This window comes from Roseicyclus sp. (assembly GCF_052168335.1).
In the GTDB taxonomy this organism is placed as follows: Bacteria; Pseudomonadota; Alphaproteobacteria; order Rhodobacterales; family Rhodobacteraceae; genus Roseibacterium.
In genome coordinates, this window is sequence record NZ_JBQLZP010000325.1 from 1 (window position 1) to 15,522 (window position 15,522).

Sequence of the window (15,522 nt, forward strand, 5' to 3'; positions counted from 1 at the left end):
CGCGAGCTTCGTTCCCGTCGCGGCGCGCGTGCCGGTGATGGGCGCGATCCTGCCGGGTGCGATCCTCGCCATGCTGGGCGACGCCGTGCTGCTCGAGGCGGGACGCGCGCGGCTGTGGCGGCGCTGGGCTGGGCGCATCCTCTTCCTCGTCTCGCTCGGCATCGCCGTTGCGCTCGATTTCGAGCGGCTGTTCTTCCTCCTCATCATCCTGCCGGTGATCCTGCTGTTCTATCTCAGCTTCGGGCTGATGGGCGCATGGGTCGGGCGGAGGACGGGCTCGGTCCTCGCGATGGGCCTGGGCCTCGGGATCATCCTCGGCTGGTCGCTCGGCGTGACCTTCCCTCTGTTCGATCCCGGCGTCTGAGCCTCAGGGCGCGATCCAGCGGCCCTGCCAGTCCGGTGCCGCGAACAGCGCGCGCCGGTGCGGGTCGGACAGCTCGAGCGCGTCGATCTCGAGAAGGGTGCAGCGGATGAGGGCGAAGCGGGCGGGGTCGCCCCCGGCCCCGCCGTCGTCGGGCGCGCTGCCCGGCGCGGCGCCGCCGTAGTTCGCCCGCGCGGCCTCGGGCAGGGAGGCGAAGAGCGCGGGGTCGCCGGGGCCGACTTCCGCACGCGCCCGCATCCGGATCTGGAGTCGGTCCTTCGGCACCCAGACATGCAGCGCCACCCGCGGTTCGGCCGCCATCTGCGCGACCTTGGGCGAGAGCGCGTCGGTGTGGAGTTCCAGCACCCCCTCGGCCCGGCTGGCCGCACGCAGCACGAGGATGCGCGCCTCCGGTCCGTCCGGTCCCATCGTGGCGAGCACCGGGTGCCGCGCCGGGTGGCGCCGGTCGGCGACGCCGCGCGTCAGGTGCGACCAGACGCGGTCGAGAAGGTCGCGCGGATCACTCATATCCGGTCATCTCCAGATAGCCGCGGCCCTCGTGGCTGCCCTCGAAACGGATCGGCCCCTCCCAGTAGGCGAAGCTCGTGTCCATCCAGCTCTGCGGGTTCAGGGGCCGCGTCGTGATGTCGAGGCCGCGCGCGGCCAACTCGACGCGCCACTCGGTCGGCACGCGCCGCCCCGCGACCTCGGTATGGGCCAGCGGCGTCAGCCGGAGCGCCCCGTCGCCGTAGGGCGTGGTCGTTCCGTCCGGTTCGATCCACGTCGCCGAGGTGAAGCTCCCGCCCGCGCGGTCGCGGAGGCCGAAGCCCATCATCCGCGAGCCGTCCCCGAACTGGAGCGAGAACCAGTCCCACCCGTCCTGCGTCTCGGACAGCGGCTGCGAGGACCATTCCCGGTCGAGCCAGGCGGTGCCGGTGACGGCGACCTCGCCGGAGGGAAGCGTCAGCGTGCCCGCCACCGCGTAGAAGGGCTGCGAGTAGTAGTAGCTGGCCTGTCCCTCCGCCGACTTGACCGAGAATCCTCCGTCTCCGTGGAAGACGAGCGGGCCTTGCGCCCCGAGCGTCAGGCTGTAGGCGAAGTCCGCGCCCCGCGCCGTCAGGTCGAGCGCGGAATAGGCGTCCGCCCCCGGCGGCGCGACGGACACCATCGACCAGTCGTCGATCCAGGCCGCGAAGGGCTCGACCGTCACGCCCGCCTGCCCGATCCCGCCGCGTCCGAGACGTTCGGCGCTGAAATGCGCGTCCGCCGTCGTGAGGCCCGCGTGCCCCATCCAGAGCTGCGGCGCCTCCCATCCCGGGGCCGTTCGTGGTGCGAGTGCACTGCGGAAGAGCGTCCACTGCACGCCGTATTCCGCGCCGTCCGCACCTTCCAGCGTGGCGGTCAGGTACCACCACTCGATCCGGTAGTCCGGGTGTGCGCCGTGGTCCTCGGGGAAGTCGAACACAGGTTCCGGCCGGGGCACGGCGAAGCCTTCGGCGCTGGTGCCGAGACCCGCGAAACCCTGCGCAAGCGCGGGGCCCGCAAGGAAACAAAGGAGAATGGCTAGGCTTCGCATCACCGCTCCTGCGAGAAGACCTGGAGGAGCCGCGCGGGCTGCATCCGCGCGAGCCGGAGCGCGGGCAACGCCGCCGCCAGCCCCGCCGCCAGAAGCGACAGCACGAAAAGGCGGAGCCAGTCGGCCGGGAAGACCAGCATGGGCAGGCGCCAGCCGAAGGCCTCGACGTTCACCACGGCCAGAAGCACCCAGGCGAGCAACAGGCCTACCGGCAGCGCCAGCCCGAAGGTCAGCCCCGCGAGGATCAGCAGGCGCCAGACTTCCGCCCGCGCCAGCCGCGCCCGCGTCACGCCGAGCGCCCAGACCGGCGCCACCTGCGGCAGGCGCAGCGCGGACAGCGTCAGGAGGCTCGTCAGAAGCGCGAGCGCCGCCACGCCCAGCGTCAGGACATTGAGCGCGCCGGTCACGCGGAACGTGTTCTCGAAGACCTGGAGCGAGAAGCGCTTGATCTGCGCCTGGTTGCGCACGGCGTCGTCGGGCAGGCCGAACTCCTCGCGGAGCGCGGTGGCCAGCGCGGGGGCATCGTCGGGCGCGACGCGGATCGCGAAGTCGTCGGCCCGCGCCTCGGGGAAGCTCGCGCGGAAGAGGTCGTGGCCGAGGATCGCCTGCCCGGAGGGATTGCCGTAATCCGAGTAGATGCCGACCAGCGGCAGGACGAGACCGGGCGCGAGCGTCACCGGATCGCCGAGCGACAGCCCCTCGCGCCGCGCCGCCTGCTCGTTCAGGAGGACGGCCTCCCCGGCGAAGAGCGCGTCCCACGCGTCCGGCGTCGCGGTCAGCAGTGGCCACGCCTCGCGATAGGTCGCGTGATCGACGACGCCGTAGACCTCGGCCGGCAGCCCGAAAAGGCGGATCTCGGCGGAGACGACGGGCAGCACTGCCTCGGCGCGCCCCTCGAGGAAGCGTTGCAGGCGCAGCCCCTCCGCCTCGTCGGCGGTGGAGACGTAGAGCTCCGCCGCGAGGCGCTGGTCGAGCCAGCCGGTGAAGGTCGCCCGGAAGGAGCCGACCATCGTGGAGACGCCCACATTGGCCGCGAGCGCGAGGAGGAGCGCCATGAGCGCGAGCGACAGCGCCGGAAGCTGCTGCCGCGTATCGGCGAGGAGCCACCCCGCGAAGGGCCCGCGCGCCGCACCCGACAGGAGGCCGAGGATCGCCGCCAGCACCACCGGCAGCCCCAGCGCCGCCCCGAGGAGGAGCGCGGCCAGTATCGCGAACCCGGCGAGAAGGCCGGTGCCGAGCCAGGCGATCCCGACGGCCAGCGCGAGGAGCGCCAGCGCCGTCCCCGCCTGCCGTCCCATCGCGCGGCCCGTCGCCTGCGCCCAGGCCCTCGGCTGTGCGGGCGCGAGAAGCGGCATCCGCGCCGTCCGCACCATCGCCTGCGCCGCCGCCGCCCCCGCCCCGAGCAGCGTCATGCCCATCGCCGAAGCCGCCCAGACCGGGTCGAAGGTCAGGCTGCCCGTCACCTCCGCGCCGTAGAGGCCGCGCAAGGTTCCCGCCACGCCCGGCATCAGCGCCGCCGCGATGGCGTAGCCGAGCACGATTCCCGCCGCCCCAGCGATCAGCGCCATGGCCGCGACCTCGAACCCCAGCGCCGTCATCAGCGCGCGGAGCGGCAGGCCCATGGCGCGGAGCGTGCGGAACGTCGCGCGCCGCTGCTCGAAGGCGAGGCCGATGGCGGCATGGACGATGAAGAGCCCGACGCCGAAGGCCAGAAGCCCGAAGGCGGTGAGGTTGAGATGGAAGCTGCCCGTCAGACGCGAGACATCGTCCGCCGCGTCGGGCTCCATCAGCCTCTGGCCGCTGTCGCCGGGCAGGGGCGGCAGGCCGCCCGGCTGCGCGGCGTCGATGAGCAGGTGGCTCGGGTCCTCCCGCCCGAGAAGGCGCGCGGCGGTCGAGATGTCGGTCAGCGCGGCGGCGGGCGGGATGCCCTCGGCGATGCGGAGCGGGGGAAGGTCCGGCGGCAAGGGTCCGTCCGCCGTCTCCGCCGACACCAGCAGCAGGCCCGGCGCGGTGAAGAAGGCGGCGAGGTCGAGGTTGCCGTCGAGCGCGGGCGCGCCGGCCTCCGCCGGGGCGGTCAGCGGGTCGATCCCGATCAGGCGCAGCCGCGCTCCACCCGCGCGGAGCTCGCCCGTCAGCACCGGCGAGACGAGGTAGCCCTGCCGCCTGAGCGCGACATAGGCCTGAAGCGGCACCGGCCCTCCATCCGCCGCTACCAGCCGCGCGAGGCGGTCCTGTCCCAGCACGCCCGCGGCTTCGTCGTAGCTCGCCCGCGCCTCGGCGTTGATCGCCTGCACCGCCGACCAGAGCGCGGTAGCGAGCGCGAGGCCGAGCCACAGCATGGCGAGCTGGAGCGGGTTGCGCCGCCAGTGCGACAGGAGGCCATGGAGCGCCGGGCCGAGCATCATCACGCCGGAAGGTCCGTGTCGAGCCGCCCGCGCGACAGCCGGAGCTGCCGCCCGAGCCGCGCGGCGAGGCGCGTGGAATGCGTGACCATCAGAAGCGCCGCGCCGGTCTCGGCCGCCAGCTCGAGAAGCAGGTCGAGAACCGCGTCGCCCGTCGCCTCGTCGAGGTTGCCCGTGGGCTCGTCGGCCAGGATCACGTCCGGACGCGCCGCCAGCGCGCGGGCGATCGCCACGCGCTGCTGCTGCCCGCCCGAAAGCTGCTCGGGGAAGCGCCGCTCGAGCCCCGCGAGGCCGAGCCGCCCGATCAGCCGTACATCGAGCGCCGGGTCGTGACGGCCCGAGAGCCGGGCCTGAAGCGCCACGTTCGCCGAAACGTCGAGGGACGGCACGAGGTTGAACTGCTGGAACACGAGGCCCGCGTGCCGCCCGCGCAATCGCGCCCGGGCCGCGTCCGACAGACCGGCGAGGTCCTGCCCCATGAGGCGCACCGTGCCCCCATCGGCCGTGTCGAGCCCGCCCGCGAGGTGGAGAAGCGTGCTCTTGCCCGAGCCGCTCTCGCCGGTCAGGGCCAGGGTCTCGCCCGCCTCGACGCGCAGGGACACGCCCGAGAGGACGGGCACGGGCCCCTCGGCGCCGGGATAGCGCTTGGTCACGGCGTCGAGGTCGAGGACGGCTTCGGTCATGGCCCGCATGTAGCAGGCGGGCAGGCGGCGCACAGCCCCGGTGTCACCGCGTCGCAATCAGGCGCGCTGCTCGGCCATCCAGTCGCGGACGCCGGCGGACACGGCGCGATGGACGGCGGCGCCGACCGCCTCGCCGACCTCGGTATGGAGCCCCGCATAGGCCGTCTCGCCCGGCGGTGCGGCGACCACGATGCAATCGGTTCCGGTGCCCGTCGCACGCCCGCCGGGCAGGTCGGGACCATGCTCCATCACGGCGGTGGTCCGCGCCTCGGTGGCGATGGACAGAAGCTCGACAAGCCCGGTGTCCGATAGCGGCGCATCGGTCACGGCGAGGAGGTTGATCGTCCCGTGGCCCGCGGACGGGACATGCCGACGCTGCCCGACCCGCTCGGCGTTGGTCAGGCCCACGGTGGCGAGGCAGGTGGCCGATGTGCGATCCGAACATGCGGATTCGAGCCTGAATTGCGCCAGATCGCGCGAGGTCAGGAGGCCCACGGCATCGCCCTCGCCGCGCGCGTGAAGCGCTCCGGCCAGCCAGCCAAGGGCGTCGAACGTCTCCGTCAGGTCGGCGTTGCGCACCTCGCGCCAGATGACGCGGTCGGTCGTCGCGAAACCCGGCCGGTATGGCGCCCAGCTCAAGGCGCGCATGGGCGCGGGCAGGCGCGCGGTCAGCCAGGGCGGATCGAGCCGCACGTCGATCACCCGATCACCTCGAGCGGCTGGAACACGAGGCCGTCGGGCCCCTCCGACAGGTGCGCGCGGATGCCGAAGACGGTGGCGAGCCGCTCGGGCGACAGAACCTCCCTCGGCGGGCCGTCCGCCTCGATCCGGCCGCGGTGCATCAGGATCAGCCGCGTGCAGTGCCGCGCGGCGAGGCCGAGATCGTGCAGCGACACGAGGACGCAACGCCCCTCGCGCGCCAGCGTCGCGAAGCGCCGGAGCGCGCCGATCTGGTGGCCGGGATCGAGGCCCGCGGTGGGCTCGTCGGCGAGGATCAGGGGCGTCTCCTGCGCCAGGGCGCGGGCGATGAGGACGCGCGCCTGCTCGCCGCCCGAGAGCTCGGTGGCGGGCCGGTCTCCGAAGCCCGCGAGGTCCATCGCGGCGAGCGCCTCCGTGACCGCCGTCTCGTCCTCCGGCCCAGGCCGCTGTCCGCCCGCGAGGTGCGGCACCCGGCCGAGCATGACCAGCGTACGCACCGCCACGGGCCAGGCGATCTCGCGCGATTGCGGCAGCCAGGCGACCCGTCGCGCGCGCTCGGCCGGGGCGAGGCGGGCCAGCGAGCTCTCCCCCTTGTGCGGCAAGAGGCCGAGCGCGGCGCGCAGCAGCGTCGTCTTGCCCGCGCCGTTCGGCCCGATCAGTCCCACGAGCTCCCCCTCCCCGACCGAGAGCGTCGCGCGGTCGACCACGGGGCACTCGCCGCGAAAGACCGTCAGATCACCGAGCGACAGGAGCGTCATGCGAGCTGCCTCCGCGTCTTGTAGATCAGGTGCAGGAACAGCGGCGCGCCGACGATCGCCATGAGGACGCCGAGCTTCAGGTCGCGATCCGGCAGGATGAGGCGCACGGCGATGTCGGCGGCGAGCACCATCGCCGCGCCACCGAGCGCCGAGGCAGGGAGGAGCACACCGGGGCGCGCGCCGACCAGCGGCCGCAGGAGGTGCGGCACGACGAGGCCGACGAAGCCGATGGCGCCCGCCACCGCAGTCGCCGCCCCCACTGCCGAAGCCGTTCCGAGCACCACGAGGAGCCGCAGCCGCCCGAGCCCGATCCCGAGCGAGGCCGCCGCGTCCTCTCCCAGCGTCAGCGCGTCGAGGCCCCGCGCGGTGAGCGCCAGCATCAGCCAGCCCGCCGCCATGAAGGGAAGCGCGATCCAGACATGGTGGAAGGACCGGTCGGCGAGCGAGCCGAGCATCCAGAACACCGTCTCGGACACCGCGAAGGGGTTGGGCGACAGGTTGAGCGCCAGCGAGGTCAGCGCGCCCGCCAGCGCCGAGATGGCGATCCCCGCCAGGATCAGCGTGAGCGACCCGCCCCGCGGCCCCGCAAGCGCCAGGATCAGCAGGACGGCGACAAGCGCGCCCGCCAGCGCCGCGACGGGCAGCGCAAGCGCGAAGCTCGCCGCGAAGCCGGTCTGGAGAGCGATCACCGCGCCCAGCGCCGCCGAGCCCGAGACGCCGATCAGACCCGGCTCCGCGAGCGGGTTGCGCAGGTAGCCCTGGAGCGCAGCGCCCGCGAGCCCCAGCGAAGCGCCGACCATCACGGCCAGGATCGCGCGCGGCAGGCGGATTTCGCGCATCACGAGGGTCACGGCCTCGCCCTGCCCGGTGACGAGCGCGCGGAGGCTCTCGCCGGGGCCGAAGCCCGCGGGCCCGGTCAGGAGCGACAGGAGGAAGAGCGCTGCGACGACGAGGGCGAGACCGGCGAAGAGGGCGCGCGGGCTCATTCGCCCGCCTCGATGCCGGCGCGCACCGCGGCGAGGTCGGCCAGCGCGCCGGTGACATGCGGCGTTCCGCAGACCCAGTCCGGGCCGCTCGTCATGCCGGCGGCGCCCGAGACCAGCGTGCCGAGCGCGGGGTGGCGCAGGATCTCCTCCGAGCGCGAGGCGCCTGCATAGGGCTCGGACCCGATGACGAGATCGGGCGCGGCGAGAACCAGAAGCTCGAGCGCCACGCGGCCCGAGGCGTCGCGGCCAAGCTCCTCCACGATATGGGTGAAGCCCGCATGGGTGAGCATGTCGTGGCTCAGCGACCCGGTGCCGAGGGTATAGCCGTTGGGGTAGTAGAAGGCCGCGCGCGGACCCTCCGGTGAACCTGCGAGGACAGCCAAATCAGTCTCGAACCGGCCAATCAGAGCCTGTCCCTCCGCCTCGCGGCCAAGAAGCGCCGCGACCTCCATGACGCGTTCGGGAATGTCCTCGAGGCTGTCGGCGACCTCGAGCTGCGCCACCTCGATCCCCAGGCCGCGCAGCATCGCGACGGTCACTGGATCGGACCAGACACCGGCCAGCACGAGGTCGGGACGGAGGAGAAAGATCTCCTCCGCCCCGCCGTGGTTGACCGGGTAGCCCGCCGCAGCCTCGTGCATGACGGACGAGAGCGGATCGCGGGCGATGGCGCTGACCGAGACGAGTTGCCCGGGTGCGGCCAGCATCATGGCGAGCTGATCGGTGCAGAGGTTCATCGACACGACCCGCGCGGGCGCGTCGCCGTGGACGGGCGAGGCGACGGCGAGCGCGAAGCCCGCCGCCGCCATCAGCCGTCCAGGCCGCTCAGAACCGCGAGCGGATGCCAATGTAGAACGCCCTGTCACTGGTGCCGTAGCCCCTCGCGGTCTGGTACTCCTCGTCGAAGAGGTTCTCGATCCGCAAGTAGACCTCGGTCGTCTCGGTCAGGCCATAGCCGATCTGCGCGTTGGCCAGTGTATAGTCCGCCAGCGGCGCGCCCCCTTCGACCCGGTCGGCGACGTGCTGGACGGTGAAGCTCCCGCTCCAGTCCAGTCCGAACTCGCCCGCGACCCCGAGCGTCGTGTCGTTCCGCGGAACCCGGACGAGGCGGTTCCCGTTCCGGTCCACCGCGTCCGTGTAGGTGTGGTTGCCGAAGAGCGTCAGCGCGTCGGTCAGCGCGTAGTCGGCCGTCAGCTCGATCCCCCGCGTCGTGCTGGTGCCGGGCACCTGGGTGTAGCCGCCGCCCGCGAACCCGATGAGGTTGTCGATCTCGGTGTAGAACAGCGTCGCGCCGAGCGTCAGGTCGCCCATGGTCTGGTCGATCCCGAATTCGAGGCTGAGACTCTCCTCCGGCACGAGGTTCGGGTTCCCGAAGGCGCCCGAGTAGAGCTCGAACAGCGACGGCGCGCGGAAGCCGGTGGCCAGCGCCCCGCGCAGGAGCGTTCCCTCCGCCGGACGCCAGGCCGCCGCGAGGCGGCCCGTGGTCTGACCTCCGAAGAGCGAATGCTCGTCGTAGCGGATCGAGGCCGAGAGGTCGAACTCCGGCGTGAGCGCCGCGAGGTATTCGCCGAAGATCGCGGTCGTGTCGACCGTCCCGCGGTCGCTGTCGGTCGCGAACTTTTCCCGCGTGGCGTCGATCCCGAAGCTGAGGCTCGCGTCCGCGCCGAGGTCGGCCGACGCGATCCACGAGAGGGTCGCGCGATCGCCCCGGAAATTCTCGGTGAAGCCGCCCGGGAAGAAGCGGTCCGTCCGCGACCCGCTCAGCGCCAGTTCGTGCTCGAGGCCGAAGGCGTCGAACCCCACATAGACCCGTGCGCCATAGCGCTCGGCCTCGGTCACGTCTGCGGTGTCGGCGAGGGTGAAGGCGGGTGCGGGGAATCCGTCGAACTCGCTGTAGCTGTCGATCCAGAACGCCGAGAAGCCGAGCGTGACGTCCTCCCCCGCCAGGTATTCGCCGGTCAGCGTCAGCGTGGTCGAGCGGTGGCCGTCCGCCTCGGTGTTGCCGGCGTTCTCGTCCGCCGCCGAGAAGCCCTCGGTCTCGAGCCGCGTGGCCGAGAAGGAGAGCGTGCCGAACTCCGACCGCGTGCCGACGCCGAAGGTGCCGATCCAGGTGTCGTAGCTTCCCGCCTCGAGGCCGAGCGTGACCTCGGTTCCGGGCGCGTCGGGCGCGAGGTCGCTGTCGATGCTGACGACGCCCGCGATGGCCTCGGACCCGTAGATCGGCCCCTGGCTGCCGCGCAGGATCTCGACCCGCGAGGCCGCGGTGCCCGCCAGCGCGCCGAAGTCGAAGCTCGTCTGCGTGCTTGCGGGATCGGTGATGTCGATGCCGTTCAGGTAGACCGGGATGTAGTTCGAATTCAGGCCGCGGATGCGCAGCGTCGTCTGGCTGCCGACCGGACCGTTCTGGCTGAGGCTGACGCCCGGAACCGTGGCAAGCCGGTCCGAGAGCTGCGCGTTCCCCGAGAAGGCGAGATCCTCGGCGCTCAGAACGTCGAACGTCACGCCGGTGCGGTCCCCGCCCACGGGCGTCAGGCCGACCGAAAAGACGATGTCGTCCAGCATGAAGGCGTCCTGCGCGGCGGCGGGCGCCACGCAGAGGGCCGCGACCGCAACCCCGGAAAGGAATCGGTTCATGATCCATGTCCCCCAGATGCAGGCGCGCACTCCGGCACCGCCTGCGAACTCGAAATTGTCCTTGAAGGGGAAGACCCTCCGCAGACGGTGAAGTTGTCACCACTACGGAAAGAACCGTTGCCCGTGGCGCCCTCCGCGCCCGGCCAGGGTGATCACTTCGGCAGGTCTCCTGACTTGCGGGTCGTCGCTCGAACCGGGCCTTCCCGGGTTTCCCCAGTGGCATGTGCCGGTCGCGCTCGCCGCTTACAGTTGCGGGGGCAGTCGCGGAATTTCACCGCGTTCCCTTTTCACCGGACGCCCTGGGACGCCCGGACCGAAGCACCCCGAGTCGTACGACCGGAAGGCGAGTCGGACAAGCCGGGAAGCGACGCCCGGTGGTCCGGACGCGAAATGCCGCACGGCGGTCGGTCGGGATTCAGATCTGCGCGAAGATCTCGCCGATGGCGGTCTTCAGCTGCGCCCGGTCCTCGGGACCGAGCGAATCGAGGAGATCGTTCTCGGCGTCGCGCGCCGCGGTCTTCAGGCGCAGGACCTCTTGCAGCCCCTTGGTGGACAGCCGGACCACGAGGCGCCGCCGGTCGGTCTTGTCGCGGATCACCGAGATGAGCTGCAGATCCTCGAGCCGCCGCTGCGCCCGGCTGACACGGGCGGCGTCCATCGCGGTCAGGATGCAGAGATCATGCGACGAGCAGGGCTGATTCGCCGGCAGCGCCATCATGATCCGCCATTCCGGCACCTGCAGCCCGGCCTCCTCCATCACGCGCTGGAACACGCGGCTGGCGATGACGGACATCTGGAACGGGAGATACTCGCCGAGGTCAAAGGCGAGGGATTGGGCCTGATCCTTCACGTGCACCAATCCTTTTCGGCAAGGAAGTTCGCCTTTGAGTTTAGCGCCCCCCTTCGGTTTCGCGCAAGAGCAATGTCAAACTCCGTGGACAGTTCTCTTGTCCAGCCCGCTTGTCGGCACAGGCCGCGGTGCTCGCCGCCGCCGCCGCGCGCGGGTTTCCGATGGTGGACGGGACCCGGCGCCGCACCGCCGGATTGCGACGCTTCGGCCGCATTTTGCGTCTTGCCGGGGTCCCGATCCGGGCGTATTGCCGTCCGCGGGACACCCCTCCCCAACGAGGGGCGCATATCTGAGAGGGTATCCAGAGATGGCACTCGACCAACCGGCGACGCGGCCGGCAAACCCGCGTTTTTCCTCCGGCCCCTGCGCCAAACCCCCCGTATTCTCGCTCGACAGGCTCTCCGGCGCCGCGCTCGGCCGTTCGCACCGCGCGAAGGTCGGCAAGGACAAGCTGAAGGCAGCGATCGAGGGCACGCGCGAGATCCTCGGCGTTCCGGCGGATTACCGCATCGGCATCGTGCCGGCCTCCGACACCGGCGCGGTCGAGATGGCGATGTGGTCGCTTCTCGGCGCGCGGCCCTGCACCATGCTCGCCTGGGAGAGCTTCGGCGCGGGCTGGGTCACGGACGCGGTCAAGCAGCTCAAGCTCGACGCGAAGGTCGTGACCGCCGGATACGGCGAGATCGTCGACCTCGCGACGGTCGATTTCGACACCGACGTGGTCTTCACCTGGAACGGCACCACCTCGGGCGTCCGGGTTCCGAACGGCGACGCGATCCCCGCCGACCGCGCGGGCCTCACCATCTGCGACGCGACCTCCGCCGCCTTCGCGCAGGACCTGCCCTGGGACAAGCTCGACGTGACCACCTTCTCCTGGCAGAAGGTCATGGGCGGCGAGGCGGCGCACGGCATGCTCATCCTCAGCCCCCGCGCCGTCGCCCGGCTCGAGAGCTACACGCCCCCCTGGCCCATGCCCAAGCTCTTCCGCATGACCAAGGGCGGCAAGCTGATCGAGGGCATCTTCGAGGGCGAGACGATCAACACCCCCTCCATGCTCGCGGTCGAGGACTGGCTTCTCGCGCTCGACTGGGGGCGCGCCATCGGCGGCCTGCCCGAGTTCATGGCCCGCGCCGACCGCAACGCGCAGGCGATCTTCGACTTCTGCGACGCGCGCGACTGGATCGCGAACCTCGCCGTTGATCCCGCGACGCGCTCGAACACGTCCGTCTGCCTGAAGTTCACCGACCCGCGCATCGTCGACGGCGCGGCCTTCGCCAAGGCCGTGGCCAGACGCCTCGAGGCGGAGGGCGCGGCGCTCGACGTCGGCGCCTACCGCGACGCGCCCCCGGGCCTCCGGATCTGGTGCGGCGCGACGGTGGAGCTTTCGGACATCGAGGCGATGCTGCCCTGGCTCGACTGGGCCTTCCACGCGGAGATCGAGGCGCAGGCCCGCGCGGCCTGAGCCTGCCTTTCATCTTTCTTCAAATACGCATGACCCGGCTGGCCCCCGCGCCGCCGGTCCGCAAGCAAGGAGTGCCCAGACATGGCCCCCAAGGTCCTGATTTCCGACAAGCTCTCGGACGCCGCAGTGCAGATCTTCCGCGATCGCGGCGTCGACGTCACCTTCGATCCCTCAATCGGCAAGGACAAGGACAAGCTCCTCGCCGTGATCGGCGAGTATGACGGCCTCGCCATCCGCTCCGCCACCAAGGTGACGGAGAAGATCATCGCCGCGGCGTCCAACCTCAAGGTGATCGGCCGCGCGGGCATCGGGGTCGACAACGTCGACATCCCGGCCGCGTCCAAGAAGGGCATCATCGTGATGAACACGCCCTTCGGGAACTCCATCACCACGGCCGAGCACGCCATCGCCATGATGTTCGCCGTCGCCCGCCAGATCCCCGAGGCCAACGCCTCGACCCATGCCGGCCTCTGGGAGAAGTCGCGCTTCATGGGGGTCGAGCTGACCGGCAAGACGCTGGGCGTGATCGGCGCGGGCAACATCGGCTCGATCGTCGTGGCCCGGGCGCTCGGCCTCCGCATGAAGGTGCTCGCCTACGACCCCTTCCTCGGCGAGGAACGCGCGCGCGAGATCGGCGCGACGAAGGTCGAGCTCGACGAGCTGCTGCAGCGGTCGGACTTCATCACGCTGCACGTCCCCTACACCGAGAAGACCGCGAACATCCTCTCGGCCGAGAACCTGCGGAAGACGAAGAAGGGCGTCCGCATCGTCAACTGCGCGCGCGGCGGGCTGGTGGACGAGGCGGCGCTGGCCGACCTGATCCGCGAGGGCCATGTCGCGGGCGCCGCCTTCGACGTCTTCAAGGAGGAGCCGGCCACCGAGAACCCGCTCTTCAACCTGCCGAACGTGGTCGTGACGCCGCATCTCGGCGCCGCGACGACCGAGGCGCAGGAGAACGTGGCCCTCCAGGTCGCCGAGCAGATGGCCGATTACCTCCTGACCGGCGCGGTGTCGAACGCGCTCAACATGCCCTCCGTCACCGCCGAGGAGGCGCGGATCATGGGCCCCTGGCTGAAGCTCGCCGAGCATCTGGGCGCCTTCGTCGGCCAGCTGACCGAGGACGCCATCGAGGAGATCGAGGTCGTCTACAACGGCATCGCGAAGGACATGAACCTGAACGCGCTGAACTGCGCGGCCATCGCGGGCGTGATGAAGGCGACGAACCCGGACGTGAACATGGTCTCGGCCCCGATCATCGCGCGCGAGCGCGGCATCGAGATCAGCACGACGACCCAGGACAAGACCGGGGTCTTCGACGGATACATCCGCCTGGTGGTCAAGACGCCGTCCAAGACGCGCTCGATCGCGGGCACCGTCTTCTCCGACGGCAAGCCGCGCTTCATCCAGATCAAGGGCATCAACATCGATGCCGAGATCGGGGCGCACATGCTCTACACGACGAACAGGGACGTGCCGGGCATCATCGGCACGCTCGGGCAGACCATGGGCGAGAACGGCGTGAACATCGCGAACTTCACCCTCGGCCGCTCGGCCCGCGACGGGGAGGCCATCGCGCTTCTCTATCTCGACGAGCCGCCGCCGGCGCATGTCCTCGACAAGCTGACGGCCACGGGCCTCTTCCAGCAGGTTCGGACGCTGCGCTTCGACGCCGCCTGATGCCGGGGGGGCGGCGCCTCGCCGCCCCCGCAACGCCAGGTCGCATGGACGCCGCCCGTGTCCCTGCGGTTCCATGGGCCCGACAAGTCAGGGAGGGCTTTCATGGAAGACGTGGTCATTCTTTCCGGTGCGCGCACGGCCATCGGAACCTTCGGCGGGTCGCTCGCGGGCGTTGCGCCCACCGCGCTCGGCGCCACGGCGGCCAAGGCCGCGCTGGAGCGTGCGGGCGTCGAGGGCGCGCAGATCGGCCACGTCGCCTATGGCCACGTCATCAACACCGAGCCGCGGGACATGTATCTCAGCCGCATCTCGGCGATGGACGCGGGCATCCCCGACACCGTTCCCGCGATGAACGTCAACCGCCTCTGCGGGTCCGGGGCGCAGGCCATCGTCTCGGTGATCCAGTCCCTCGCGCTGGGCGATGCGGAATACGGCCTCGCCGGCGGCGCCGAGAGCATGAGCCGCGGGCCGCACATCCTCCAGGATGCGCGCTGGGGCCAGAAGATGGGCGACGTGCGCGCCCTCGACATGATGATCGGCGCGCTGCACTGCCCCTTCGGCACCGGGCACATGGGCGTCACCGCCGAGAACGTCGCGGACGAGCACCAGATCACCCGCGACGCGCAGGACGCCTTCGCGCTCGAGAGCCAGTCGCGCGCCGCGCGCGCCATCGCGGAGGGACGCTTCCGCGACCAGATCGTGCCGGTCGAGGTGAAGGTGAAGCGCGAGACCGTCGCCTTCGACACCGACGAGCACCCGAAGGCCACCAGCCCCGAGGCGCTGGCGGGTCTGAAGACCGTCTTCCGCAAGGACGGCACGGTGACGGCCGGCAACGCGAGCGGAATCAACGACGGCGCCGCAGCGCTGGTGCTGGCCCGCGCGGATGCCGCCGAGAAGGCGGGCCTGAAACCCCGCGCGCGTATCCTCGGCTATGCCCATGCGGGCGTCCGGCCCGAGGTCATGGGCATCGGCCCGGTTCCCGCGGTGCAGAACCTGCTGGCTCGGATCGGCCTCGAGATCGGCGACTTCGACGTGATCGAGTCGAACGAGGCCTTCGCGGCGCAGGCGCTGGCCGTGAACAAGGGCCTCGGCCTCGACCCCGCGAAGGTGAATCCCAACGGCGGCGCCATCGCGCTCGGCCATCCGGTCGGCGCGACGGGCGCGATCATCACCGTGAAGGCGCTCTACGAGCTGGAGCGGACCGGCGGGCGCTACGGTCTCGTGACCATGTGCATCGGCGGCGGCCAGGGCATCGCCCTGGCCATCGAGCGGGTCTGAGGCGGGCCGCGCAGCAGCGCGGTTAACCGGTTTTTCAGCGCGGACGCGCATGCTCGGCCCATCTGTTCTTGGGGTGGGCACGGCGTCGGGGATGTCACTGAGCGGGTTCGATGCGCGGCTGACGCAGGAGCGTCGTGCCCGGCTCCAGGCCGAGCG

The 15,522-nt window shown here is 71.4% G+C and carries 13 protein-coding genes, 1 pseudogene and 1 riboswitch; of the genes and pseudogenes, 4 read left to right on the forward strand and 10 right to left on the reverse strand.

Features of this window, described 5'->3' with window-relative positions; all coding sequences use genetic code 11:
* Positions 1 to 364 (forward strand): annotated as a pseudogene (locus tag ACTS11_RS09985) (alpha/beta hydrolase); the annotation flags it as partial.
* Between the two features lie 3 nt (positions 365 to 367).
* Here ACTS11_RS09985 and ACTS11_RS09990 read toward each other — a convergent pair.
* The 10 genes from ACTS11_RS09990 to ACTS11_RS10035 form a co-directional block, all read right to left on the reverse strand.
* Positions 368 to 889, reverse strand: coding sequence for a pyridoxamine 5'-phosphate oxidase family protein (locus tag ACTS11_RS09990; RefSeq protein WP_442640167.1), 522 nt, complete (start codon positions 887 to 889; stop codon positions 368 to 370).
* Complete coding sequence (locus ACTS11_RS09995; RefSeq protein WP_442640168.1) at positions 882 to 1,937, reverse strand: lipocalin-like domain-containing protein; 1,056 nt, start codon at positions 1,935 to 1,937, stop codon at positions 882 to 884. The genes ACTS11_RS09990 and ACTS11_RS09995 overlap by 8 nt, the downstream gene beginning before the upstream one ends.
* Positions 1,937 to 4,339 (reverse strand): FtsX-like permease family protein, encoded by a 2,403-nt coding sequence (locus ACTS11_RS10000; RefSeq protein ID WP_442640179.1) that lies wholly within the window; start codon positions 4,337 to 4,339, stop codon positions 1,937 to 1,939. The genes ACTS11_RS09995 and ACTS11_RS10000 overlap by 1 nt, the downstream gene beginning before the upstream one ends.
* Positions 4,340 to 4,341: 2 nt before the next feature.
* The gene (locus ACTS11_RS10005) at positions 4,342 to 5,022 is read right to left on the reverse strand and encodes an ABC transporter ATP-binding protein (protein WP_442640169.1); all 681 of its coding nucleotides are present in this window, start codon (positions 5,020 to 5,022) and stop codon (positions 4,342 to 4,344) included.
* 57 nt (positions 5,023 to 5,079) lie between these two features.
* Positions 5,080 to 5,724, reverse strand: coding sequence for an adenosylcobinamide amidohydrolase (locus ACTS11_RS10010; RefSeq protein WP_442640170.1), 645 nt, complete (start codon positions 5,722 to 5,724; stop codon positions 5,080 to 5,082).
* A complete protein-coding gene (locus ACTS11_RS10015; RefSeq protein WP_442640171.1) occupies positions 5,721 to 6,479 on the reverse strand; it encodes an ABC transporter ATP-binding protein in 759 nt (252 codons plus the stop codon). Before ACTS11_RS10015 ends, ACTS11_RS10010 begins: the two co-directional genes overlap by 4 nt.
* Positions 6,476 to 7,465, reverse strand: a complete 990-nt coding sequence (locus ACTS11_RS10020) for a FecCD family ABC transporter permease (RefSeq protein WP_442640172.1) — start codon at positions 7,463 to 7,465, stop codon at positions 6,476 to 6,478. Before ACTS11_RS10020 ends, ACTS11_RS10015 begins: the two co-directional genes overlap by 4 nt.
* Positions 7,462 to 8,274, reverse strand: coding sequence for an ABC transporter substrate-binding protein (locus ACTS11_RS10025; protein WP_442640173.1), 813 nt, complete (start codon positions 8,272 to 8,274; stop codon positions 7,462 to 7,464). The genes ACTS11_RS10020 and ACTS11_RS10025 overlap by 4 nt, the downstream gene beginning before the upstream one ends.
* A gap of 16 nt (positions 8,275 to 8,290) precedes the next feature.
* On the reverse strand, positions 8,291 to 10,099 hold the full coding sequence (locus ACTS11_RS10030; protein ID WP_442640174.1) for a TonB-dependent receptor plug domain-containing protein: 1,809 nt from the start codon (positions 10,097 to 10,099) through the stop codon (positions 8,291 to 8,293).
* Between the two features lie 142 nt (positions 10,100 to 10,241).
* Positions 10,242 to 10,432, reverse strand: a riboswitch (cobalamin riboswitch).
* An 82-nt stretch (positions 10,433 to 10,514) separates the two neighbouring features.
* Complete coding sequence (locus tag ACTS11_RS10035) at positions 10,515 to 10,949, reverse strand: MarR family winged helix-turn-helix transcriptional regulator (protein WP_442640175.1); 435 nt, start codon at positions 10,947 to 10,949, stop codon at positions 10,515 to 10,517.
* Positions 10,950 to 11,256: 307 nt separating this feature from the next.
* On the opposite strand from ACTS11_RS10035, the gene ACTS11_RS10040 reads away from it, so the two are divergent.
* From ACTS11_RS10040 to ACTS11_RS10050, 3 genes are all read left to right on the forward strand, one after another.
* Positions 11,257 to 12,411 carry a phosphoserine transaminase gene (locus ACTS11_RS10040; protein ID WP_442640176.1) on the forward strand — a complete coding sequence of 385 codons (1,155 nt, stop codon included), beginning with the start codon at positions 11,257 to 11,259 and terminating at the stop codon, positions 12,409 to 12,411.
* A gap of 81 nt (positions 12,412 to 12,492) precedes the next feature.
* Positions 12,493 to 14,088 carry a phosphoglycerate dehydrogenase gene (gene serA, locus ACTS11_RS10045; RefSeq protein WP_442640177.1) on the forward strand — a complete coding sequence of 532 codons (1,596 nt, stop codon included), beginning with the start codon at positions 12,493 to 12,495 and terminating at the stop codon, positions 14,086 to 14,088.
* Between the two features lie 102 nt (positions 14,089 to 14,190).
* Entirely contained in the window at positions 14,191 to 15,366 is a 1,176-nt protein-coding gene (locus tag ACTS11_RS10050; RefSeq protein ID WP_442640178.1) for an acetyl-CoA C-acyltransferase family protein, read from the forward strand.
* The last annotated feature ends 156 nt before the right edge of the window (positions 15,367 to 15,522 follow it).

What these genes read in the sequence shown, in the direction of transcription:
- ACTS11_RS09990 (WP_442640167.1), bottom strand. Translation starts at nt 889, where the DNA reads ATGAGTGATCCGCGCGACCTTCTCGACCGCGTCTGGTCGCACCTGACG.
- ACTS11_RS09995 (WP_442640168.1), bottom strand. Translation starts at nt 1,937, where the DNA reads ATGCGAAGCCTAGCCATTCTCCTTTGTTTCCTTGCGGGCCCCGCGCTT.
- ACTS11_RS10000 (WP_442640179.1), bottom strand. Translation starts at nt 4,339, where the DNA reads ATGCTCGGCCCGGCGCTCCATGGCCTCCTGTCGCACTGGCGGCGCAAC.
- ACTS11_RS10005 (WP_442640169.1), bottom strand. Translation starts at nt 5,022, where the DNA reads ATGACCGAAGCCGTCCTCGACCTCGACGCCGTGACCAAGCGCTATCCC.
- ACTS11_RS10015 (WP_442640171.1), bottom strand. Translation starts at nt 6,479, where the DNA reads ATGACGCTCCTGTCGCTCGGTGATCTGACGGTCTTTCGCGGCGAGTGC.
- ACTS11_RS10020 (WP_442640172.1), bottom strand. Translation starts at nt 7,465, where the DNA reads ATGAGCCCGCGCGCCCTCTTCGCCGGTCTCGCCCTCGTCGTCGCAGCG.
- ACTS11_RS10025 (WP_442640173.1), bottom strand. Translation starts at nt 8,274, where the DNA reads ATGGCGGCGGCGGGCTTCGCGCTCGCCGTCGCCTCGCCCGTCCACGGC.
- ACTS11_RS10030 (WP_442640174.1), bottom strand. Translation starts at nt 10,099, where the DNA reads ATGAACCGATTCCTTTCCGGGGTTGCGGTCGCGGCCCTCTGCGTGGCG.
- ACTS11_RS10040 (WP_442640176.1), top strand. Translation starts at nt 11,257, where the DNA reads ATGGCACTCGACCAACCGGCGACGCGGCCGGCAAACCCGCGTTTTTCC.
- serA (WP_442640177.1), top strand. Translation starts at nt 12,493, where the DNA reads ATGGCCCCCAAGGTCCTGATTTCCGACAAGCTCTCGGACGCCGCAGTG.
- ACTS11_RS10050 (WP_442640178.1), top strand. Translation starts at nt 14,191, where the DNA reads ATGGAAGACGTGGTCATTCTTTCCGGTGCGCGCACGGCCATCGGAACC.